Origin of the sequence: Campylobacter volucris (assembly GCF_008245045.1) — a bacterium.
Taxonomy (GTDB): domain Bacteria; phylum Campylobacterota; class Campylobacteria; order Campylobacterales; family Campylobacteraceae; genus Campylobacter_D; species Campylobacter_D volucris.
On sequence record NZ_CP043428.1, the window covers coordinates 676,061 to 699,013 of the forward strand.

Genomic DNA, 22,953 nt, shown 5'->3' on the forward strand with positions numbered 1-22,953 from the left:
TTAAAAATTCGTAAATAATATAAAATATTTTTTCACATCTATAATTAATATGATATAAAGATTTTTTAATAAAAATAACTAAATAAACTTGACATTAATAGACTAAAGTTATATAATGCAATTTATATAAACTAAATTAAGGAGTTTGATATGGCAAATATACAAGAATTTTTAACTGATACTATGATTTCAAATATAGAAAGTGCTGTATCTTTAGCAATTCATAGTAAAAATAGCGAGATAAAACCACTTCATTTGTTATGGGCTTTGAGTGTGGATAGCTCTAGTTTGTTAAATCAAGTATTTAATAAATTAAATATTTCAAAAGAAGCTTTTGAGCTTGAAATAAAAAGTAAAATTTCATCTTTACCTGCTAGTTCTAATGTAAGTAAAGAAAATATCAAATTTTCAAATGAATTTATCAATTCTTTAGAGAGTGCTAAGGGTTTGGCATTAAAAAATGGTGATCATTATTTAGCAGTTGATATGTGGCTAATTTCAGAAAGTAATAATCAACCGATAAAAGAAATACTGTCTAAATTTTTAGATATAAATGAATTTAAAAAAGAATTAGAGCTAATAAGAGGAAATAATAAAATAGATAGTAAAACAAGTGATGAAACCTTAGATTCTTTATCTAAATTTGGTATAGATTTAACATTAAAAGCTTTAAATAACGAACTTGATCCAGTTATAGGAAGAGAAGAAGAAATTCAAAGATTAATGCAAATTTTAATAAGAAAAACAAAAAATAATCCCATATTATTAGGTGAGCCAGGTGTTGGAAAAACAGCTGTTGTAGAGGCTTTAGTACAAAGAATAGCTAAAAAAGATGTTCCAACTTCTTTGCAAAATAAAAAAGTTATAGCTTTAGATATGAGTGCTTTAATAGCAGGAGCTAAGTATAGAGGTGAATTTGAAGATAGATTAAAAGCTGTTGTAAATGAGGTTATAAAGCATAAAAACATTATTTTGTTTATAGATGAAATTCACACTATAGTGGGAGCTGGAGCTAGCGAAGGAAGTATGGATGCAGCAAATATATTAAAACCTGCTTTAGCAAGAGGAGAGCTTCATACTATAGGAGCTACTACTTTGAAAGAATATAGAAAATATTTTGAAAAAGATGCAGCTTTACAAAGAAGATTTCAGCCTATAAATGTAGGAGAACCTAGTATAAATGAAGCTTTGGCAATGCTTAGAGGTATAAAAGAAAAATTAGAAATTCATCATAATGTAAGCATAAATGATAGTGCTTTGGTAGCTGCATCTAGATTATCTAAGCGTTATATTGCCGATAGATTTTTGCCTGATAAAGCTATAGATTTGATAGATGAAGCAGCGGCTGAACTTAAAATGCAAATAGAAAGTGAGCCAAATTCATTAAGAAAAGTTAGAAAACAAATAGAAAGTTTGGAAGTTGAAAATGAAGCTTTAAAAATGGAAAAAAATGAAGTAAATGAAAAAAGAATAGATGAAATAAAAAAAGAATTAGCAAATTTAAAAGAGGAACAAGGTAAGTTAAATTCTCAATTTGAAAATGAAAAAAATGTATTTAATTCTATAAGTTTAAAGAAAAAAGAAATAGATAATTTAAAAAGTGAAGCTATTTTTGCTAAAAATAAAGGAGATTTTCAAAAAGCAGCTGAAATAGAATATGGAAAAATTCTAGAATGTGAAAAAGAAGTAATAGAACTTGAAGAAAAATGGAAAAAAATGAGTGAAAATGGAGTATTGCTTAAAAATCAAGTAGATGAGGATTTGGTAGCTGGAATTTTAAGCAAATGGACAGGAATTAGCGTGCAAAAAATGCTAACTTCTGAAAAAGAGAAATTTTTACATATACAAGAGCATTTACAAGAAAGTGTAGTAGGGCAAGATGAAGCTTTAAAAGCTTTAGCAAGAGCTATAAAGCGTAATAAAGCAGGACTTAATCAAAGCTCTAAGCCTATAGGAAGTTTTTTATTTTTAGGGCCGACTGGAGTTGGTAAAACAGAAAGCGCAAAGGCTTTGGCTAAATTTTTATTTGATGATGAAAAAGCTATGATACGCTTTGATATGAGTGAATTTATGGAAAAACATAGCGTATCAAGACTTTTGGGAGCTCCTCCTGGTTATATAGGTCATGAAGAAGGTGGAGAATTAACAGAAGCTGTTAGAAGAAAGCCTTATAGTGTTATATTATTTGATGAGGTTGAAAAAGCACATAAGGATGTATTTAATATACTTTTGGGAATTTTAGATGATGCAAAGGCAACCGATAGCAAAGGTGTTAGTGTAGATTTTTCAAATACTATAATAATACTAACATCAAATATAGGTGCAAATTTTATAATGAATTTAAAAGGCGAAGAAAGAACTAAGGCTATAAAAGAGGCTTTGAAAGAATTTTTTAGACCTGAATTTTTAAATCGCTTAGATGATATTATAACTTTTAATCCTTTGGGTAATGATGAAGCTATTAAGATAGTAAAATTAATATTTAAGAATTTACAAAAAAATCTTGAAAACAAAGGTATAAAAGCTACGCTTAGTGATAAAGCAGCTGAGTTTATAGCTAAGGTTGGTTTTGATGTTGATTTTGGTGCTAGACCTTTAAAAAGAGCTATGTATGATATGGTAGAAGATAAGTTAAGTGATATGATATTAGCAGATAAGCTTAATACAAACGATGAAATAATAATAGATGCAGATGATGAGGATATAATCATAAATAAAAAATAAGCAAGTTTATACTTGCTTATTTGAGATTAAAATTCTCCTATTATCATTAAATTGTAAATATAAAGTATATTTTGCAAAAATTTTTTTATTTTTTATAAATTCTTAACAATTATTATTCTAAAATCTATTCTGATATTTTTTATTTTTAAGGAAAAACAAATGAGTGATTTAGATGTTTTTAATCGCCGTTTAGACGAGTTAGAAAAACTTCCTCTTTTGAAAAATGGAATTTCTATATCCAAAGCTTTAGAGCAGTCAGGTTTTTCAAGAAGAGATTTTATGAAGTGGGCTGGAGCTATGACAGCTTTTTTAGCATTACCTGCTAGTTTTACTCCAGTTGTTGCAAGAGCAGCTGAGCTTAGTGATAGACTTCCTGTTATATGGCTTCATATGGCTGAATGTACAGGCTGTTCTGAAAGTTTATTAAGAAGTGATGCTCCGAGTATAGATAGCTTGATTTTTGATCATATTTCTTTAGAGTATCATGAAACTATTATGGGTGCAGCAGGGTGGCAAGCAGAGCATAATCTTGAAGCAGCTATGGAAAAATATAAAGGTAGATATATCCTAATGGTTGAGGGTGGAATTCCTACTGGAAACACAGAGCATTTTTTAACTATAGGACCACATGGTAAAACAGGTAAGCAAATTGCACAAGAAGCCTGTGATAATGCTTTGGCTATTTTTGCTATAGGAACCTGTTCAGCTTTTGGGGGTATCCAAGCTGCTAGACCAAATCCTAGTAATGCAGTAAGTTTAAGCAAAGTAACAAATAAAGCAGTTATTAATGTACCAGGCTGTCCTCCAAGTGAGAAAAATATAGTAGGAAATGTGATTCATTATATACTTTATCAAACATTGCCTGCACTTGATGCGTATAATAGACCAAAATGGGCATACGGACTTAGAATTCATGATTTATGTGAAAGAAGAGGTCGTTTTGATGCGGGTGAATTTGTACAAGAATTTGGCGATGAAGGTGCTAAAAAAGGATATTGTTTATATAAAGTAGGTTGTAAAGGACCTTATACTTTTAACAATTGCTCAAGAGAAAGATTTAACCAACATACTTCTTGGCCTATTCAAGCTGGACATGGTTGTATAGGCTGTTCAGAACCTGATTTTTGGGATACTATGGGACCTTTTGAAGAAGTTATGGCAGGAAGATTATTTGATACAGTTTATGGGCTTGGTGCTGATAATGTTTCGGATAAAATCGGTATAGGAGTGCTTTGTGTAACTGGAGTTGCAGTTGCTGCTCATGCTGTTATTGCTTCATTAGAAAAAAATAAGGATTAAAAATGTCAAAAAGAATTATTATAGATCCACTCACTAGAATAGAAGGACATTTAAGAATTGAAGTAGTGGTTGATGAAAATAATGTCATTAAAGAAGCTTACTCAGGATCAACATTATGGAGAGGCTTAGAAACTATTGTAAAAGGGCGTGATCCTAGAGATGCTGGTTTTTTAACTCAAAGAATTTGTGGTGTTTGTACTTTTTCTCATTATAGAGCTGGTATTATAGCTGTAGAAAATGCTTTAGGTATTACTCCGCCTTTAAATGCGGTATTGACTAGAACTTTAATGAACGCAGCTTTATATATGCATGATCATGTGGTACATTTTTATCAACTTCATGGTCTTGATTTTGTTGATGTTGTAAGTGCTTTAAGTGCTGATGTTAAAAAAGCAAGTGATGAAGCATTTAAATATACAGATATGCCTTATGCAACAGGTGCAGATAAACTTTTAGAAGTACAACAAAGAATAAAAACTTTTGTTGATAAAGGAAATCTTGGGCCATTTGCTAATGCATATTATGGGCATCCAACTTATCGTTTTACTCCAGAGCAAAATCTAATAGCACTTTCGCATTACTTAGAGTGTTTAAGAATTCAAAGAACAATAGCTCAAGCTATGGCTATTTTTGGAGCTAAAAATCCACATCCACAAAGCTTAACAGTTGGTGGTGTAACTTGTGTTATGGATCTTTTAAATCCTTCTAGAATGGCTGAATATATGACTAAATTCCAAGAAGTAGCTGATTTTATTAATCGTGCTTATTACCCTGATTTAATTATGGCAGCTAAAGCTTATTCTAAAGAAGCAAGTGTATTAAATGATGTTGGGGTTAATAACTTCTATACTGAAAAAGAATTCCAAGTTTCTAAAGATGAGTGGTTGTTTGAAGGTGGCATTATTAGAAATGGTGATTTAAGTAAAGTTGAAGAAGTAGATGAAGCAAAAATCACTGAAGAAGCTACAAGATCTTGGTATGCAGACAATGAAGCTTTACACCCATATGATGGTAAAACAAATCCAAATTACACAGGCTTAGTTGATGGTGAAAGCATTGATGATAAAGGAAATATGGTTCATAGTAAAGTTTTTGATATTAAGGGTAAATATAGCTGGATTAAGGCGCCAAGATATGAAAATTTACCAATGCAAGTTGGACCATTAGCAAATATTGTAGTGAATTATGCTAAAGGAAATCAAATTGTTGTTAAAGAAACTGATGCTTTCTTAAAAGCTACTGGTTTACCTTTAGAAGCTCTAATGAGTACTTTAGGAAGAACAGGTGCTAGAGCAATTGAGGCTAAGATTATTGCTGATCATGGTTTAAAAGCTTTTAATTCTTTAGTAGAAAATTTAAAATCTGATGAAAGCACTTGTGCTACTTATGTAATCGATAAAAATAAAGAATATAAAGGTAGATTTATAGGTAGTGCACCTCGTGGAGCATTAAGCCATTGGTGTAGAATTAAAAATGGTGTGATTGAAAATTGGCAAGCTGTGGTTCCTTCTACTTGGAATGCAAGTCCAAAAGATGCAAATGGTGTAGGTGGAAGTTATGAACAATGTCTTATAGGTACAAAACTAGCTGATGTTAAACAGCCTTTAGAAATTATAAGAGCTATACATTCTTATGATCCTTGTATTGCATGTGCAGTGCATGTTATGGATACTAAAGGCAATAATCTTAGCGAGTATAAAGTAAATGTAAATTTATAAGGAAAGGACTTTAGTATTATGGATTCTAAACATTCCTTAAAATCAGATAGAAAAGCTCAATATGAATTTAGTATTGGGCTTCGTTTTACGCATTGGTTAAGAGCTGTTGCTATTGTGATTTTGGTAGGAACTGGATATTATATTTCATATGTATTTCAGTCTCCTTCTATATCTTCAGAGCCGAATTTATTTATGCAAGCAAAATATCGTATGGTTCATCAAATTTTTGGTTTTATATTGATTGCTTGTGTTATTTTTAAAACTTATCTATTCTTTTTTGATAGAAAAAGTGATGGTGAGAGAAAAAGTATCAAAGATATTTTTAATGTAAAATTATGGATAGAGCAAATTAAATTTTACATTTTTTTAGGAAAACATCCTCATTTACAAGGTGTATATAATCCTTTGCAATTTGTTACTTATCTATTCTTTTATTTTGTAATGTTTGGATTGATTTTAACAGGATTGATTCTTTACATGCATGTTTATCATGAAGGTTTAGGTGGATTTTTATATGACATTTTAAGACCTATTGAAGTGATGCTTGGTGGTTTGGCTGATGTTAGAACCTATCATAGAATTTTAATGTGGGTTGTGTTGATTTTTGTTCCAGTTCATATTTACATGGCTGTGTTTAACTCAGTCAAAGGTAAAGATGGTGCTTTAGATGCTATTTTTAGTGGTTATAAATTCGTAAGAGAAAATCATTGAAATTATTAATTTTAGGCATTGGAAATATTATGTTTGCAGATGAGGGCTTAGGCGTTCATCTATGCAAACTTTTAGAAAAAAACTACAAATTTTATCATGAGAGTGATAGTGTTGATTTTGTTGATGGTGGAACTTTAGCTTTGCAACTTAGTTATATTATTGCTAATTATGATGAAATGATTGTTATTGATTGTATAGCTGCTGATGATGCAAAGATAGGGGATATTTTCTTTTTTCCTTATGATGCTATGCCAAAAAAAATCAATTGGAGTGGTAGCGCTCATGAAGTTGAAATGCTTCAGACTTTACAATATATGGAATTAATGGGTGATTTACCAAAAACTCATATTCTTGCATGTGTACCAAAACGCATTGAGCCTTTGAGTTTTGAAATTTCAAAAGAAGTTTTAAAGTCTTTAGAGAAGATGGAAAAAATTGTATTGGATTTTTTAATACAAAAAGGCTTTACATATGAAAAAATAGCAAATTATCAAATTCAAGAATTAGCTTTAAATTCATATAAAAATTAAATCTCAAGCTAACTAGCTTGAGATTAGATTAATCATCTATTTTTTGTCCTAACAAATTACCATTTGTATCAGTGTAGATTTCCATCATATTGTTAAGTTTGATTTTGTATCCTTGAATTTCTTTCTCTACTTTAACAATATTTGCATTTGGATGCATTTTTTTAATAGTAGTGATAGCATTAGGATTTAAAAAAGATGTATCCATAGGTCTATATTTAGCATCAATTTCTTTCCATTCCCCATTGGTTGTAAATTCAAGTTCAGTTCCATCATCTAAATACACATCAAAACTATCTATATCTTGTTTAACTAAAGATATTTTTGCATTAGAAAAATATTTTTGGATGAAAGATTGTGAATTTTGAGGTAGATCTTTTGCTTGTATTACTACATCTTTTGCAAAAGTAAGACTTGCTAAAGTCAAAGCAGCTAAAGCTAATTTTAATTTCATTTTGAATCCTTTTGATTGTTTTTGCATTAAAATCATACTTAATGTGAGTGAATTTTTTGTGAACTTAAATAATAAGTAATGATTTAATTGTATAATTTCAAAAAATACAACAAAGGAATATTGAATGTATAGGTTTGCACCTTCTCCTACAGGAGATATGCATATTGGAAATTTAAGAGCTGCATTGATTAATTACATTAAAGCTAAGCAAGAAAATACTGATTTTATTTTGCGTATAGAAGATACTGATAATGCTAGAAATATAGCCGGAAAAGAAGAAGAGATAAAAGATATTTTAAATAAATTTAAGATTACTTGGCAGCATTATTATATTCAAAGTGAAAATTTAAAATTCCATCGTCAAATGGCTTTAAAACTAGTAAGTGAAAAAAAAGCTTTTGCGTGTTTTTGCACTGAAGAGCAATTAGCGAAAAAAAAAGAAGAAGCAAAAAATAAAAACCAAGCTTATAGATATGATGGAACTTGTGAGAATTTAGCTGATATTGATGTTTTAAATAGTGAAAAACCATTTGTTATAAGACTTAAAAAACCAAACAAAGAGATGAAATTTACTGATTTTATTAAAGGAGAGATTGCTTTTGATCCAGCTGATATTGATAGTTTTGTTATCATGAGAGCAGATAAAACTCCAACTTATAATTTTGCTTGTGCAGTAGATGATATGTTAGAAGGCGTTACTTGTATTATAAGGGGTGAAGATCATGTTTCAAACACTCCTAAACAAGAGCATATTAGAGCAAGTTTAGGATATGATAAAAGTATGACTTATGCACATTTGCCTATTATTTTAAACGAAGAAGGTGTTAAAATGAGCAAAAGAGAAGCTCATTCTAGCGTAAAATGGATGCTTGATAATGGATATTTAGCTAGTGCTATTGCAAATTATTTATTGCTTTTGGGTAATAAAACTCCTAAAGAAATTTTTACCTTAGAAGAAGCCATAGAATGGTTTGATTTAAAAAATCTTTCAAAGTCTCCTGCTAGATTTGATACTAAGCGTTTAATGCAAATAAATCGTGAGCATATCAAAATGCTTGATGAAAGTGCTTTAAATGAAATGTTAAATTTAGATAAAGATGTGGCAAAATTAGCCAAATTTTATACCCAAGAAGCTAGCACTTTAAATGAAATCAAAGAAAAAATACAAAATATCTTCGCACCTAAGAATTTTGAAGAATTTGAAAATGAATGCAATATGATTAAAAATATTTTACAAAATTTAGAATTAGCTCAAGACTATGAAACATTTAAAAAAGATCTTATGGCTAAAACTAATTTAAAAGGTAAAAATTTCTTTATGCCATTGCGTTTAGTTTTAACAGGTGTAAAACATGGTCCTGAGCTTAGTGATTTGTATGTTTTAATTAAACCTTTTATAAAAGAAATCATAAAGGATTAAAATGGGTATTGGTTCAAGTTTGATAATTTCTGTAGTTCAAATTTTTTCTTTGATTATTGATATTTATGTTTGGGTTGTAATCATAGCAGCTTTAATCTCATGGGTAAGACCTGATCCATATAATCCAATTGTGCAAATTTTATATCGTTTAACGCAGCCAGCTTATAATTTGGTTAGAAGATTTATCCCTACGATGATAGGTAGTATAGATTTAGCACCTTTGATTATTATTTTAGCGCTTAAATTTATACAAATATTTTTAACAAATTTAATTTTAGGAAGTTTATAAGTGTTAAAAAAAAGTTTAGTAATTTTATGTTTGAGTATTGTTTATGCAAATTGTGCTGTTTATTCTTATGAAGAATTAGAGAAAAAACCTAATTCTTTAGCTAAGGATTATTATTTATATCGTTTATTAGAAGCTAATAAGATTGAAAAAAAAGATGCTGAGGGTTTAAAAGAGCATATTTATCGTTATGCAGGTAAAATAAAAACAGCAATTGAAGCTATCATTCCACCTTTAGGATATAATAAAGAATACGAGCTTTGCTATAAATTTAATACTCAAAATATTTTAGATGCTAATTTATCATGCCAATTAGTAAGATTAAATAGTTTAACTTTCATACAAGATCTAAATTCAAGCACTCGTGATGAGATTAAAAAAAATATACCTAAAGAGAATGTAAAACTTATTAAGCTTTTAGATGCTTTTGATTCTAAAGATCCTTTAAACTATGTGGTGTTAAATTATGATAGTTCAAATTTTTATAAAATTTATGATTTTTATAAGAATAAAAAAGATTTCTTTTTAGAAGCTGAATTTGTTAATGAGCTTGCTAAAGAAAAAGAATTTACAAATTTTGTAAGAGAGCTTGTAATTAAGAAAAAAAGCCCTTTGATAAGAAAATCTTTAGTCAATGTGGATGCAAATTTAACCCATCAAGATAATGCTTTTTATTTAGGAGTTAATGCCATTTTAGAAGATAACGATGAAAAAGCATTTGAATTTTTTAAAGTTGCTAAAGAAACATTTCAAAGCAAAGCTTTAGTCGATAATGCTACTTTTTGGCTTTATCAAATCAGCAAAGATGATAAATATTTAGAAGAATTATCTCAAAGCAGTTCTTTAAATATTTATAGTCTTTATGCAAGAGAATTAAAGCAAAAACCTATCCATAAAATAGAAATTTTAGATCCAAAAAAAGAAAAAAATGATTTTAATATGAAAGATCCTTTTGCTTGGCAAGCTCTTTCTCAAAAAATCAACAAAACCCCTAAAAAAGAATTAGCTAAATTAGCTAAAGAATTTTATACTAAAGAAAATATTGCTATTTATGCATATATCCAAGAAAGAGCAGAAGGTTTTGAAAAAAATTATTTTATTATGCCGTATTTTGAACTTTTAAAAGATTATAGCACACAAAGAAAGGCTATGATTTTGGCTCTAGCAAGACAAGAAAGCCGTTTTATTCCAACAGCGATTTCAACTTCTTATGCTTTGGGTATAATGCAATTTATACCATTTTTAGCAAATCATATAGGCAATAAAGAACTTCAAATTCCAAATTTTGATCAAGATATGCTTTTTGATCCAAAAATTGCTTATACCTTTGCAAACCATCATTTAGATTATCTTGAGTCAAAGCTTAATTCTCCTATTTTCGTTGCTTATGCTTATAATGGCGGCATAGGATTTACAACAAGAATGCTCAAAAGAGAAGATTTATTTAAACAAGGAAAATATGAACCATTTTTATCTATGGAATTGGTTCCTTATGCTGAAAGTAGAAATTATGCTAAAAAAGTTTTAGCTAATTATGTGGTTTATTTGCATCTTCTGAACGATAATACACCGATTTCGAAATTTTTTGAAAATTTGACTCAAAACACTGATTCTCAAAACAAGAATTTAGCCTTAAAATAGTTTTATCTATTAGCTTGTCAAGAGTGATTTTGTAGTATGCTGCATAATCACTTTTGATGATATATTTAAATAACTCATTATTTTCATTTAAATTTGTAATTTTTGTTTTTTCTCCATCGATAAGCACTGAAATTTGATTAATATTTATTTTTGTATCAGGTATGAAGCTTAGTATAAAAATTTCTTTATCACTTTTTTCATCTAATACTGGATTTAAATAGCTAAGCACAGCCACGGTTCTTGAATTTTTATAGTCAAAATTAATTTTTTGCGCATACATTAAAGTTTGACTTTTTAAATTGATAATGCTTTGTTCTTGAGTTTTATTTGAGCAAGCATTTAAAAAAAATAACAAAAATATCATCATAAAGAGTTTTTTCATTTTTATCCCTAAATTTTTTCATAATTATAAGCTTTTAATTTTAAAAAGATATAATTATGCTCATTTTCTTTATAAAGTAGAGTAGATAATGAAAAGATTAGCTATGGCTTTTAGTGGTCCTTCAAATTCAGGAAAAACTACACTTATTACAAAGATTGCGCGTTATTTTATGGATAAAAATTTTAAAGTGTGTATTATAAAACACGATCCAGCTGATAAAGCTTGTTTTGATATAGCAAAAAAAGATAGTTTTAAATTTTTTCAAAGTGGTGCGGATGTGATGGTGCTAAGCCCTACAAGAACTACTTTATTTATGCATTCATCTAGTGATTTAGATGAAGCTATTGCTAAGCTTGGAGAATTTGATTTTTTATTTATCGAAGGATTAAAAACCTTAGATATGCCTAGAATTAGTGTTTTTTGCAAAGAAATTGATGAAGAGTATTTTGAGTATTCTCATGCTATTGCAAGTTATAAAAAAATTACACATGATAAACTTACTTGGCTTGATTTAAATGATTTAGAAAGTATTTGCGAATTTATATTAAAAAATTCAAAAAAAGTTTAAGGAAAAAGAATGCAAAATATCATCGAAAATATACAAAAAGCAGTGATTAAAATTTCACAGGAATTAAGATACTTAGAAGATTTTGACTATACTTCTTCACAAAATGCCACAGGTGATACACAGCTAAAGCTTGATGTTAAAAGTGATGAGATTATCACCAAAATTTTAAAAGATACAAAAGAAGTAAAAAGTTTAATCAGCGAAGAAAAGCAAGATCAACTAATCATCGATGAAAATCAAAAATACATCATAGCTTATGATCCTTTAGATGGTTCATCTTTAGTAGATGTAAATTTTGCCATAGGTTCTATTTTTGCTATTTATGAAAATGATTTAAAGGCAAAGAATTTAAAAGCAGCAATTTATGCTATTTATGGTGTGAGATTAGAACTTGTAATATGCATCGATACTCCTAAACTTTATAGATTAAACAAAAATAATGAATTTGTTTTTGTAAAAGATTTAATACTTGGCGAAAAAGGAAAACTAAACGCAACAGGTGGAACGCAAAAAAATTGGTCAAGTGTCCATAAAGAATTTATAAAATCATTATTTGATGAAGGATATCGCTTGAGATATTCTGGAGCTATGGTTAGTGATTTACATCAAATTTTATTAAAGGGTGGAGGGTTGTTTTCATATCCTGCGACAAATGATGCTCCAAATGGTAAATTAAGAGCATATTTTGAAGTTTTCCCTTTTGCTTTTATATTTGAAAAAGCTAAAGGTTTATCAAGTGATGGAAAAAATGATTCTTTATTAATATTAGAATTTGAAAAAATTCACTCTAGCACACCTTGCTTTTTAGGTTCAAAATATGAAATGGAAAAATTAAAGCAAGCATATAAAGGTCTTTAATGGCTGAAATAAAAGATGAATACGAACAAGCATTAGAATTAAAAAAAGAAGAATTAATTGCTTGTCAAAATCAAAAAAAATTAAAATCTTGCCTTCCTTGCTCTTTGGTTTTTGAGTGTTCTTTAAGAAAAGAATATGTAGAAACGGTCTATAAAAGTATGTCTAAGGGCAAAGAAGGTGGTTTTGATTTTTAATTAAAGGGTTTAAATGCGTTATATTACTACTCCGATATATTATGTTAATGATGTTGCACATATAGGTCATGCTTATACGACTATCATAGCTGATACTTTTGCAAGATTTTATCGTTTAAAAGGACATGAGACTTATTTTTTAACAGGTACTGATGAGCATGGTCAAAAAATAGAACAAGCAGCAAATTTAAAAAATTTTACTCCTAAAGAATATGCAGATGAGATTAGTGCTAAATTTAAAAAACTTTGGGATGAGTTTGAAATTTCTTATGATAAATTTATAAGAACCACAGATGAAAGTCATAAATTAAGTGTGCAAAAAGCTTTTAGTAAAATGTTTGAAAAAGGCGATATCTACAAAGGAGTTTATGAAGGATTTTATTGTGTTTCTTGCGAGAGTTATTTTACACAAACTCAGCTTGTTAATGAGTGTCATTGTCCAGATTGTGGTAAAAAAACAGAGCTTTTAAAAGAAGAGAGTTATTTTTTTAAGCTATCTAAATATCAAGATCAAATTTTAAAATGGTATAAAGAACAAGAACCTATCATCCCAAAAAATAAAGCTAATGAATTGATTAATTTTGTTGAGGGAGGTTTAAAAGATCTTTCTATTACTAGAACTAGTTTTGAATGGGGAGTAAAACTACCAAAAGAATTAAACGATGATAAGCATGTAGTTTATGTTTGGCTTGATGCTTTGATGAATTATATTAGTGCTTTAGGATGGGGTAATGATGAGCAAAATATGAAATTTTGGCCAGCTCATATTCATTTTGTAGGAAAGGATATTTTGCGTTTTCATGCTGTGTATTGGCCAGCTTTTTTAATGAGTTTAGAACTTCCTTTGCCAAAATTTATTGCTGCTCATGGCTGGTGGACTAAAGATGGTGAAAAAATGAGCAAATCAAAAGGTAATGTCATCTCTCCAAAAGAAGTTGCAGATATGTTTGGTTTGGAAAGTTTTAGGTATTTTTTATTAAGAGAAGTTCCTTTTGGCAATGATGGTGATTATTCTCAAAAAGCATTAATCACAAGAATCAATGCAGAATTAAGCAATGAATTAGGAAATTTATTAAATAGAATTATAGGTATGAGTGCAAAATACTCTCAAAATATTATAGAGTCAAAAAATGTGCAAGAATTTTTCAATGAAGAATTAAAAGAATGCCAAGGATATTTGCAAAATGCGATTAATTCTTTAGAAAATATCCAGCCAAATCGTTACTTAGAAGAACTTTTTAAAGCTCTTGCTTTAGCAAATTTAAGCATTAGTAAATATGAACCTTGGAATTTAATCAAAAACAATGAAAACACCAAAGCTAATGCTTTAGTCGCATTATGTGCTAATATTTTAGCAAAAGTGAGTATTTTGCTTTTTGCTGCTATGCCAAAAACTTCTTTAAAAATTGCAAAAGCTTTGGGCTTTGAAATTTCTACTCTAAACTATCAAAAAATCATTGAACAAAATGAATTATTAAATTTTAAAACGCAAATTTGTGAGGTTTTATTTCCTAAAATTGAACCAAAAGAAGAAACTAAACAAGAATTCAAACAAGAGCACCAAACAGCAAATTTAGCTCAAATTAAAATCGATGATTTTAAAAAAATAAAAATTCAAGTTGCCTTAGTAAAAGAATGTGAAAACATAGAAGGTAGTGAAAAACTTTTAAAATTTAAACTTGAACTTGAAAATGGCGAAACAAGACAAGTCCTTTCAGGTATAGCTAAATTTTATAAAGCAAGTGAGCTTATAGGAAAGCAAGTTTGTGTTATCACTAATCTTAAAAAAGCTAAAATTTTTGGACATGAAAGTCAAGGAATGATTTTAAGTGCTGAAAAAAATGGAAAATTAACTTTAATTAGCCCAGAGTCTTTTATAGAAAATGGCGCCTTAATAGGATAGTATGAATATTTCAAATTTTTGCGAGTTAATCAATGCTAAAATTTTAAATTATGGAGCAACTTCAAGTGTTTATGATTTTAGTATTGATTTAAATCATATTAAGCCCGCAAGTGTTTTTTTTGCAAGAAATATTGAACAAATTGATTATGCTATAAAGCTTGGAGCTTATGTTATAGTAAGTAAAGAAAATACTAATATAAATGACAAAGAAGTATTTTATCTTCAAGTAGATGATTTAGAAGAAGCGATTTTTAGATTTTTTAGATTTTTAATCCAAGAAAAATCGTGTAAATTTTTATTTTGCTCTAGTGTAGAGTTAAAATTTGCTCCAGCTTTTGGGTTTAAGGTTTTACAAGGAGATATTTTTTTAGATTTTTATACTTTAAAAAATTCCAAAGAAAATATTTTATTTTGTTTAGATGATGAGAATTATATTTTAAAATTAAGTCCTAATTATCTTTCTTTGCAAAAAAATCCTTATGAAGTATTGGGTAAAAAATCCTTATTTTATACTAGTTTGCTTTGTAAAAATTTGTATTTTAAAGATTTAAAATTTGCCTTTTTTTATGCTGATATTTTTGCGAGTTATATTCGTTTTATAGAAGATCATCAGTTTCATTTTTCTTTTAATGATAAAAAATTAGAGCTTTTTGATGCGTATTTTTTAGACAATAAAAATCAAATTTGTGCTTTTGGAACAAGTTCTAGAGTGATTTTACTCGTAGAAGATGAAAAACATTTTTCTTTTATAGCTGATAAAATTCAAGATTTGAAAGAATTTAAAATAGCGTTAAAAAATTCTTTATTTTGTGATTTTTCATATGCAAATTTAGAAGATTTGAAAAAAAATATGAATTTTAAATATTGCCTTATCAATGAAAATAAAGAAGAATTTTTAAATGTATTTTTACCAAAAGATAAAGATTATTCTTTGTTTGATTAAAATTATTTAATGATAACTTTTATTAACTTTAAAAATATATATTAACGCCTTACATTTTAATGATAAAGGAAAAATATGAAAAAAATATTATTTTTAAGTCTTTTTGCGGCTGCAGCTTTAAATGCTGAAATTTTAGTTTATGGTCCAGGCGGTCCTGCTCCAGTTTTAAAAGAATTGGCCAAAAATTTTGAAGAAAAAACTGGAGAAAAAGTTGTAGTTACAGCTGGTCCAACTTCTAAATGGATGAAAAAAGCTAAAAAAGATGCTGATATTATTTTTTCAGGTAATACTTCAATGATGGATGGTTTTATCAAAGCTATGCCTGAGCAAATTAAAATTGATGATGTACAAGTTTTAAATGCTAGAGGTTCAGGGATGATAGTAAGAGCTGATAATCCTAAAAACATCAAAAAATTTGAAGATCTTTTAAAAGATGGTGTTAATGTTATGGTTGTTGATGGAGCAGGGCAAGTTGGTCTTTATGAAGATATGGCTTTAAAAACTGGTAAAGTAGAAAATTTAGAAAAGCTTAGAAAAAACATTAAAGTATATGCTAAAAATTCAAAAGCAGCAGTAGATGAGTGGAAAAATAATAAAAATATAGACGCTTTGATTATTTGGACTCATTGGATTAAAGCAGTAGGTGAAAAAGAAAACAAATTCATCAAAGCAGATAAAAATGCTATTATTTATAGAGCAGCTGAGATAGTTCCAACAGCAAAAGGGTTAAAAAATGAAAAAGTTGCTGAATTTATCAAATTTACACAAAGCAAAGAAGCTCAAAAAATATGGAAACAAGAAGGATGGATAGCTAAGTAATTATTTTACAAGCGTTTTTAACGCTTGTAAAAATTATTTTTCGCTCATTTGAGTATCAATATTAATAGTGATTTCATCACCAAGTTTTAAAGTAGAAGTCTCAGATGCAAATTTAAAATCACTTCTTTTGATCTCTCCTTTAAGTGAAAAACCAACTTTTTCTTTTCCATTATCCATTTTAGCAACGCCACCAAATTCAGTATCTAAAACTATATCTTTTGAAACTCCAGCTATATTTAAAGTTCCATACATTTTACCTTTTTCATTAGAAATTTTCTCATATTTACTCATAGTAAAAGTCATTTCAGGATATTTTTTTGTTTTGAAAAAATCATCACCTTGTAAATGAGTATCTCTAGTTTGATTATCTGTGTCAATAGAAGAGATTTTTACATTAGCTTGAAGTTTGTTGAATTCAAAAGTATCGCTATTAAAATCTATATTTGCATCATAGTCTTTGAAGCTTCCGCTGATATTGCTAATTTGCAAGTGTTTGATTTTAAATCCAACACTAGAATGAGCCTTGTCGATACTAAAATCTTTAGCTATTGCATTTACACCTAATAAAGAAACAGCTAATATTGAGCTTAATAATATTTTTTTCATATTTTTCCTTTAATTTAAAATTTTAAGTAATAAATTTTATTATGAAATTGTAAATAGTTAATGTCTTATTCATATTCAATTTCATCTTTAATGCCAATTTCATTAAAACCTTTTAATCTTAATAAGCAACTATCGCATTTTCCACAAGCTTTATCTTCTTTTTCATAGCATGACCAAGTGTATTTTAGTGCGACATTTTCTTGTATAGCTAATGCTACAATTTGTGCTTTACTTAGCTTGATTAATGGAGTTTTGATTTGAGTTTTGAAATTTTTACTTGTTCCACTATTGATAAATTTATTTGCATCTTGTATAAAATTTTGAGAACAATCAGGATAACCACTGCTATCTTCTTGCACAACTCCTATAAAAATACTCTCGCAATTTTCTTTTTCAGCAATTGCTCCAGCTATGGATAAAAATATACCATTTCTAAAAGGCACATAGGTATTTGGAAGTTCATTTTTGTGAAGTTCATTTTTAGGAATAGTAAGATTAAAATCGGTTAAAGAATTATTTCCAATATCTGCGATAAATGAAACATCTAATATATATTTATTTTTAACATCTAATTCTTTACAAATTTTTTCAAAGCATTCTCTTTCTTTACGCATAGTTCGTTGATTGTAATCAAAATGCAAGGCAATAATGTCATATTTTTCTTTTTTAGCTAGATACGCACAAAGAGTACTATCCATCCCACCGCTTATTATACATAAAGCTTTTTTCATATTTTTCCTTAGTAAAATTTGATATAATTTGAAATTATAAAAACAAAAGGATAATAATGATTTTGTGCGAAGAAGAAATTGATATTTCTTTTCTTGAAAAAATTGCTTCAAAGATCAGTAATGCTGATGTAGAGCTTGTATTTGTTGATAAAATAACTATGCATAAAATCAATTTAAAACAAAGAGGTATTGATAAAAGTACAGATGTACTTTCTTTTCCTTTAGAGCCAAATTTTAATAATTTATTAGGTTCTATTGTGATTAATTTGGATGAAGTTAAAACCAAGGCTTTGGAATTTAATCACACTCAAGATGAAGAAATTGCATTATTATTTATACATGCTATGCTTCATTTATTAGGCTATGATCATGAAGTAGATCAAGGTCAAATGAGAGAAAAGGAAAAAGAGTTGATTGGATTTTTCAAACTTCCACCAAGTTTGATAATAAGGACACAAAAAGGAGAGTAGGGTAATGAAAAAAGTATTTTTAGGTTTTATTTTATGCGCTAGTAGTATTTTTGCATATGAAGAAAATGTATTTAATGTACAAATACTTCAATCAAAACAATTGTATATATCTTTATATGAATCACAAAAAAGCAATACAAGCTATGGTTTTATTGAAGATAAAAATAGTAGTTATAGTTTTTGGGGTAGTGCGAAAAATGCAAAATATATTATAGAAGCATCTAATTTTGGAAGTTGTGCGATTGAAAACACTTCAAAGGAAGATTTTCAAGCCTTATGCAAAATAAATGAAAAAAACGAAAATTTTGTTTTTAAAAAAGATGATATAAAGGCAAAAATTTATCAACTTACTTTAAAAGATAAAATGACTTCTAAAGAAAATAAAGATATAGAATTTGAATTTGTTGATTCTTTGGTGTTTATTGACACTAAAAATCAAAAATTACAAAAAATCATAGATGATTTTAATGAAAATTTAGACAAAAAATCTCTTAAAGAAAAACTTGCTCAAGCAAATGAAAAATGGCGTAATGAAGCTATAAGTTCTAATGAAAATTTAAATCAAAGTTATATATTTTACTATGATGAAAAAATTATTTCATTGGGTAAAAGTATTTATGAATACAAAGGCGGAGCTCACGGAATAACAAAAATTCAAAGAAAAACTTATGATATTGATAGTATGAAATTAATCCACCTAAAAAATGAATTAAAAATCGAAAATGATGAATTTATTAATTTAATCAAATCAAAGCTTTTAAAAGAGCATGATAAAAATGAGTTTTTTAATATAGATGAATTTAAAATGAGTGAAATTTTTGAAGTTAGACAAAATGGTTTGATATTTATTTGGGAACCTTATGAGATAGCACCTTATTCTAGTGGTGTTATAGAACTTTTTATTTCTTATGAAGAATTAAAACCTTTTTGGAGAGCTAATTCTAAACTAGCCTATTTGAGCTTATAAAATAAGCTCAATCATCGTATTTTTGTCTTAAAATAATTCCATTATCATCAATATATAATTTTATTTCATTATTGAGTTTTATTTTATAATGAGAAATTTTTCTTTCAACTTCAATAACAGAAGCATTAGGGTGAGTATTTTTGATGGTATTTTGTACAGGTATAGGTAAAATACTAATGTTTAAGGCTCTGTGATTTTCAGCTTCTTTAAGTTTGCTATTTAGAAAAAATTCAAGCTCGCTACCATCGCTTAAATATATTTCATAAGAATGACTATCTTGCTCGACCAATCCTATTGTCGCACCAGGAAAATGTTCTTGTATAAATTTTTTAATATCCACAGGAAGAGAATCAGGAGATATTACTATGCCAGCATTTAAAAGATTAAAGCTTAAAAAAAATATCAAAATTAGTTTTTTCATTTTTTAACCTTATTTTAGTTTTTGCCGATATTATATTAATTAAATGTGAATTTTGTGTGTAAATTATTTTAAAAAGCTTATAAAAGGTAGCTTTGGTTATGGTCGTTTATTTTTTAATAGCGCTAAATTTTATGATATTTGTATATGCAAATTATCTTAGTTCTTTTAATATAGATCTTCTTTTAGGTTTGAATTTATTCTTTTTTGATTCTTTTTATTGGCAAGTTTTAAGCTCGATGTTTATGCATGGTAATTGGACACATTTGATATTAAATATGATAGTTTTGTATCAATTTGGACTTTTATTAGAAAATTATTTAGGTTGGTTGAAATTTACACTCTTGTATTTGGTGGGTGGGGTGTTTTGCTCTTTATTGAGTGTTTTTTATTTGTATTTAACCTATAATGGGACTTTGGTAAATTTAGTTGGAGCTAGTGGTGCAATCTTTGTTTTAATGGGTTTTTATGCATTTTTAGATAAAAGTGCTACAAAAGGATTGATTATAGCAGGATTACTTATGAGCTTTGTGCCTATTTTCATGGGTGTTAATGTTGCTTGGTATTCACATATTTTTGGTTTTATATGCGGATATATATTTGCTAAATTTAAGATTATCAAATGAAATATATTTATCTTATAAGACACGCAAAAGCCCAAAAAGATCCCAAAACAGAAGATTTACAAAGAGATTTAAGCTCTAGCGGTAAAGAAGATTTAAAAACCATGTGCTCTAGGCTTAAAACATTGAATTTTCAAGCTGAATGTATCTTTTCATCTCCAGCTAAAAGGTGTATAAAAACCGCACAAAAACTTTGTAAAACTTTTGATATAAAAGAAAAAGATATTTTCATAGAACAAAGCTTTTATCAACACAATATAACTGAAATTTTAAATTTTATAAGCTCACTGCAAAAGAGTAGGGTGGTGTTTATAATGCATAATCCTATACTTATACAATTATGTGAGTATCTTGCTTTGATTGATATAGATAATTTTCCAACTTCATCGATCATGTGTTTGAAATTTGATGTTTGTTCTTTTAAAGATATAAAAGAGCAAAGCGGAGAGCTTGTTTTTTTTGATTATCCAAAGAGTAAAAATGATTAATTTATAAAATAAAAATTTACTTAAACTTGTATATATTTATAAACTCACATAAATATTTGTAAAACTTGCAAAAATATTTTTCAAAGAATTATCATTATTTTTTTGTGGATAAGTTGTTTTAATACAAAAGTTAAAATGCTTTAAATACCTATATATTAGTATTTTTATAAGATGGTATATTTATAAGAATATAGTAAAATATAAAAGTTTGAAAATTATAGTTTTCAATATAAAATATATAAAATTTCAAGATTTTACCATTAGTCATATAATTTTATGTATATATTAAGTTTTATTTAAAATATTTTTTTATTAGATAAATTGCTTAAAATTTAAAGTTTTTATGCATTTGGATATAAAATATTAATTTGAGTAATTATTTGGATTTTATGATTAATCTTGAAAGTTGTTTTGCTAAAAGCATGGCACTATTTTCATCTTGAGAAAGTTTTTTCATATTGTTTTTAAATTCATAAAGTCTTTTTTCTTGTGCAAAATCAGTTTTAGTAATGCTATTTTGTTTTAAAGTGTTATTTTGTTTAGTTTGTGGAGTTTTTTTCTTAAAAAACATAATTATGCCCTATTTTGTTTTTTAACATTATAGCTAGATAATTTTAAGTAAGATTTATTTATAATTTTTTAAGCTGTTTTGAAAGTTTTGGAGATTGAAAATGAAATATCCACTAGATTGTGAAGAAAGTTTTGAAAAATCATTTTTATTTTGGCTTGGTAGATATGTCAAATTTAAACTTAATTCTTTGTCTAATAAAGAATTAAAAGACCCTCAAGCTTTAGCTTTGATTAACTTATCTTTAAGCAAAGGCGTTAAAAACATACAAGAGCTTGACGCTTATGTAAAAAAAGCTAGAAATGCAGGACTTAATGGTGTAAGTACTTATTTTAATCCTTTAAAAAAGCTTTTTGAATATTTGATGTTTTATAAACTTTATTCACTAAAACAAATAGATGAAGAACTTTTGGTGGAAATTTTAGCAAGTATTAGCGCTTCATTGTCTGATGCTAGTAAGAAAAACTATCGTATTGCAGTGATTAACTTTTTTGCATTTTTAGATAAACAAAATGAAGAAGAAAATAAAGCTCATATTTTTGATATAAATCTTAAAAATTGGAGTGGTATAAGCGGACTTAAGGGTGTGAAGTTGCCTGAATATATGAGCGAAGAAGAGGTGGGTAAATTTTTAGATGCTATTGATGAGATTGATTTTAAAAATAATACCATTCGTAATCGCTTGATTATAAAAATTATCATTTTTACAGGAATTCGAGTTAGTGAGGCTATTAATATAAAATTAAAAGATATTAATGAAGAAAATGATCTTTATATCATACGCATTAGAGCTAAAGGGAATAAATACCGCGTTGTGATGATAAAAAAAGAGCTTATAGAACACCTTTTAAAAGATGTAAAAGTAAATTATCTTTCACAAGATGGACTTTTATTTGTAAATCGCAATGGCAAAGCTTTAACCCAAGCTTATGTTTCTCGTATAGTAGAGCAAATTTTATTTAAAGCAGGTATTCGCAAGCAAAAAAATGGAGCTCATATGCTAAGACATACTTTTGCCACCCTACTCTATAAAAAACAAAAAGATTTGATTTTAGTTCAAGAAGCATTAGGTCATGCTAGTTTAAATACTTCAAGAATTTATACTCATTTTGATAATGAAAAATTAAAACTAGCCGCAGAAGTGGCTAAAAAACTTCACGATAAAACTTAAATTTTTAAAATTTATTCCGATTTTTACGGAAAATTTTTAAGGAAAATTATGAAAATAAATAGTAATACTTATAATATCAATCCTTCATATATTAAATAACTCTCAAAAAGATGAAAATAAAAATTCAACGCAAGATAAAAATTTCATAAATTTTAAACTTCCAAAAGGCATACAAGAACTACAAAAAAGCGTAAAAAATGATAAAAAAGATAAAAATGGTCAAGATGAATTAAGCAAATTATATGATGAGCTTGCCAAAATTCAAGCTAAAATCACAGAATTAAGTGCTAAATTACAAGAAAGTCAAGAACCACAAAAAGCTCAAGTGATTAATGCTCAAATTCAAAGTTTAAATTCGCAAATGCAAAGTATTTATGCAAGAATCATGCAAATGCTTTCTCAAGCCATGCAAGCAGCAAAATAATTTTTTACTATAAAAAGTTATAATATACTTACATTTTGTA

General features: G+C 27.6%; 26 protein-coding genes. 20 read left to right on the forward strand and 6 right to left on the reverse strand.

Going from position 1 to position 22,953, the window contains the following annotated elements; genetic code table 11:
* The first annotated feature begins 150 nt into the window (after positions 1-150).
* From CVOLT_RS03585 to CVOLT_RS03605, 5 genes are all read left to right on the forward strand, one after another.
* Positions 151-2,724, forward strand: a complete 2,574-nt coding sequence (locus CVOLT_RS03585) for an ATP-dependent Clp protease ATP-binding subunit (protein WP_039665475.1) — start codon at positions 151-153, stop codon at positions 2,722-2,724.
* A gap of 159 nt (positions 2,725-2,883) precedes the next feature.
* The gene (locus tag CVOLT_RS03590) at positions 2,884-4,023 is read left to right on the forward strand and encodes a [NiFe] hydrogenase, small subunit (protein WP_039665476.1); all 1,140 of its coding nucleotides are present in this window, start codon (positions 2,884-2,886) and stop codon (positions 4,021-4,023) included.
* Positions 4,024-4,025: 2 nt separating this feature from the next.
* Complete coding sequence (locus CVOLT_RS03595) at positions 4,026-5,741, forward strand: nickel-dependent hydrogenase large subunit (protein ID WP_039665477.1); 1,716 nt, start codon at positions 4,026-4,028, stop codon at positions 5,739-5,741.
* 18 nt (positions 5,742-5,759) lie between these two features.
* The gene (cybH, locus tag CVOLT_RS03600; protein ID WP_039665478.1) at positions 5,760-6,452 is read left to right on the forward strand and encodes a Ni/Fe-hydrogenase, b-type cytochrome subunit; all 693 of its coding nucleotides are present in this window, start codon (positions 5,760-5,762) and stop codon (positions 6,450-6,452) included.
* The gene (locus tag CVOLT_RS03605) at positions 6,449-6,982 is read left to right on the forward strand and encodes a HyaD/HybD family hydrogenase maturation endopeptidase (protein WP_039665479.1); all 534 of its coding nucleotides are present in this window, start codon (positions 6,449-6,451) and stop codon (positions 6,980-6,982) included. Before cybH ends, CVOLT_RS03605 begins: the two co-directional genes overlap by 4 nt.
* Positions 6,983-7,010: 28 nt before the next feature.
* Here the strand turns inward: CVOLT_RS03605 and CVOLT_RS03610 are convergent, their stop codons facing one another.
* Entirely contained in the window at positions 7,011-7,433 is a 423-nt protein-coding gene (locus CVOLT_RS03610) for a PepSY-like domain-containing protein (protein WP_039665480.1), read from the reverse strand.
* Between the two features lie 124 nt (positions 7,434-7,557).
* On the opposite strand from CVOLT_RS03610, the gene gltX reads away from it, so the two are divergent.
* From gltX to CVOLT_RS03625, 3 genes are read left to right on the forward strand one after another with little or no spacing between them, the layout of a single operon-like run.
* On the forward strand, positions 7,558-8,853 hold the full coding sequence (gltX, locus tag CVOLT_RS03615; RefSeq protein WP_039665481.1) for a glutamate--tRNA ligase: 1,296 nt from the start codon (positions 7,558-7,560) through the stop codon (positions 8,851-8,853).
* A 1-nt stretch (position 8,854) separates the two neighbouring features.
* On the forward strand, positions 8,855-9,142 hold the full coding sequence (locus tag CVOLT_RS03620) for a YggT family protein (RefSeq protein WP_039665482.1): 288 nt from the start codon (positions 8,855-8,857) through the stop codon (positions 9,140-9,142).
* Positions 9,143-10,780 (forward strand): soluble lytic murein transglycosylase, encoded by a 1,638-nt coding sequence (locus CVOLT_RS03625; RefSeq protein ID WP_039665483.1) that lies wholly within the window; start codon positions 9,143-9,145, stop codon positions 10,778-10,780.
* On the opposite strand, the gene CVOLT_RS03630 is transcribed toward CVOLT_RS03625, so the two are convergent.
* On the reverse strand, positions 10,668-11,162 hold the full coding sequence (locus CVOLT_RS03630; protein ID WP_039665484.1) for a hypothetical protein: 495 nt from the start codon (positions 11,160-11,162) through the stop codon (positions 10,668-10,670). The two genes, CVOLT_RS03625 and CVOLT_RS03630, sit on opposite strands and share 113 nt — an antisense overlap.
* A gap of 88 nt (positions 11,163-11,250) precedes the next feature.
* Between CVOLT_RS03630 and mobB the strand changes: the two genes are divergently transcribed.
* The 6 genes from mobB to CVOLT_RS03660 all read left to right on the forward strand — a co-directional run bounded on the left by mobB (position 11,251) and on the right by CVOLT_RS03660 (position 16,447).
* The gene (gene mobB / locus CVOLT_RS03635; protein WP_039665485.1) at positions 11,251-11,730 is read left to right on the forward strand and encodes a molybdopterin-guanine dinucleotide biosynthesis protein B; all 480 of its coding nucleotides are present in this window, start codon (positions 11,251-11,253) and stop codon (positions 11,728-11,730) included.
* A 9-nt stretch (positions 11,731-11,739) separates the two neighbouring features.
* Positions 11,740-12,588, forward strand: a complete 849-nt coding sequence (locus tag CVOLT_RS03640) for a class 1 fructose-bisphosphatase (protein ID WP_039665486.1) — start codon at positions 11,740-11,742, stop codon at positions 12,586-12,588.
* Positions 12,588-12,782 (forward strand): hypothetical protein, encoded by a 195-nt coding sequence (locus CVOLT_RS03645; protein WP_039665487.1) that lies wholly within the window; start codon positions 12,588-12,590, stop codon positions 12,780-12,782. Before CVOLT_RS03640 ends, CVOLT_RS03645 begins: the two co-directional genes overlap by 1 nt.
* A 13-nt stretch (positions 12,783-12,795) precedes the next feature.
* Positions 12,796-14,685 carry a methionine--tRNA ligase gene (gene metG, locus CVOLT_RS03650; protein ID WP_039665488.1) on the forward strand — a complete coding sequence of 630 codons (1,890 nt, stop codon included), beginning with the start codon at positions 12,796-12,798 and terminating at the stop codon, positions 14,683-14,685.
* Between the two features lies 1 nt (position 14,686).
* Entirely contained in the window at positions 14,687-15,628 is a 942-nt protein-coding gene (locus CVOLT_RS03655) for a hypothetical protein (RefSeq protein ID WP_039665489.1), read from the forward strand.
* A 75-nt stretch (positions 15,629-15,703) separates the two neighbouring features.
* Positions 15,704-16,447 (forward strand): major antigenic peptide PEB2, encoded by a 744-nt coding sequence (locus tag CVOLT_RS03660; RefSeq protein ID WP_039665490.1) that lies wholly within the window; start codon positions 15,704-15,706, stop codon positions 16,445-16,447.
* A gap of 33 nt (positions 16,448-16,480) precedes the next feature.
* Here the strand turns inward: CVOLT_RS03660 and CVOLT_RS03665 are convergent, their stop codons facing one another.
* Entirely contained in the window at positions 16,481-17,053 is a 573-nt protein-coding gene (locus CVOLT_RS03665; RefSeq protein WP_039665491.1) for a YceI family protein, read from the reverse strand.
* A 65-nt stretch (positions 17,054-17,118) separates the two neighbouring features.
* Positions 17,119-17,784 (reverse strand): 7-cyano-7-deazaguanine synthase QueC, encoded by a 666-nt coding sequence (queC, locus tag CVOLT_RS03670; protein WP_039665492.1) that lies wholly within the window; start codon positions 17,782-17,784, stop codon positions 17,119-17,121.
* A 56-nt stretch (positions 17,785-17,840) separates the two neighbouring features.
* On the opposite strand from queC, the gene ybeY reads away from it, so the two are divergent.
* Both ybeY and CVOLT_RS03680 read left to right on the forward strand, forming a co-directional pair.
* A complete protein-coding gene (ybeY, locus tag CVOLT_RS03675; RefSeq protein ID WP_039665493.1) occupies positions 17,841-18,254 on the forward strand; it encodes an rRNA maturation RNase YbeY in 414 nt (137 codons plus the stop codon).
* Between the two features lie 4 nt (positions 18,255-18,258).
* The gene (locus tag CVOLT_RS03680; RefSeq protein WP_052243165.1) at positions 18,259-19,221 is read left to right on the forward strand and encodes a DUF3298 and DUF4163 domain-containing protein; all 963 of its coding nucleotides are present in this window, start codon (positions 18,259-18,261) and stop codon (positions 19,219-19,221) included.
* 7 nt (positions 19,222-19,228) lie between these two features.
* Here the strand turns inward: CVOLT_RS03680 and CVOLT_RS03685 are convergent, their stop codons facing one another.
* Positions 19,229-19,642, reverse strand: a complete 414-nt coding sequence (locus CVOLT_RS03685; RefSeq protein WP_039665494.1) for a PepSY-like domain-containing protein — start codon at positions 19,640-19,642, stop codon at positions 19,229-19,231.
* 98 nt (positions 19,643-19,740) lie between these two features.
* On the opposite strand from CVOLT_RS03685, the gene CVOLT_RS03690 reads away from it, so the two are divergent.
* A complete protein-coding gene (locus tag CVOLT_RS03690; protein ID WP_039665495.1) occupies positions 19,741-20,265 on the forward strand; it encodes a rhomboid family intramembrane serine protease in 525 nt (174 codons plus the stop codon).
* The gene (locus CVOLT_RS03695; protein WP_039665496.1) at positions 20,262-20,750 is read left to right on the forward strand and encodes a phosphohistidine phosphatase; all 489 of its coding nucleotides are present in this window, start codon (positions 20,262-20,264) and stop codon (positions 20,748-20,750) included. The genes CVOLT_RS03690 and CVOLT_RS03695 overlap by 4 nt, the downstream gene beginning before the upstream one ends.
* Before the next feature lie 376 nt (positions 20,751-21,126).
* On the opposite strand, the gene CVOLT_RS03700 is transcribed toward CVOLT_RS03695, so the two are convergent.
* Positions 21,127-21,321, reverse strand: coding sequence for a hypothetical protein (locus tag CVOLT_RS03700; RefSeq protein ID WP_039665497.1), 195 nt, complete (start codon positions 21,319-21,321; stop codon positions 21,127-21,129).
* 100 nt (positions 21,322-21,421) lie between these two features.
* On the opposite strand from CVOLT_RS03700, the gene CVOLT_RS03705 reads away from it, so the two are divergent.
* Together CVOLT_RS03705 and CVOLT_RS08315 are read left to right on the forward strand one after the other, a co-directional pair.
* Complete coding sequence (locus CVOLT_RS03705; RefSeq protein ID WP_039665498.1) at positions 21,422-22,489, forward strand: integrase/recombinase; 1,068 nt, start codon at positions 21,422-21,424, stop codon at positions 22,487-22,489.
* Positions 22,490-22,577: 88 nt separating this feature from the next.
* Entirely contained in the window at positions 22,578-22,913 is a 336-nt protein-coding gene (locus tag CVOLT_RS08315) for a hypothetical protein (RefSeq protein WP_496109367.1), read from the forward strand.
* Positions 22,914-22,953: the final 40 nt, after the last annotated feature.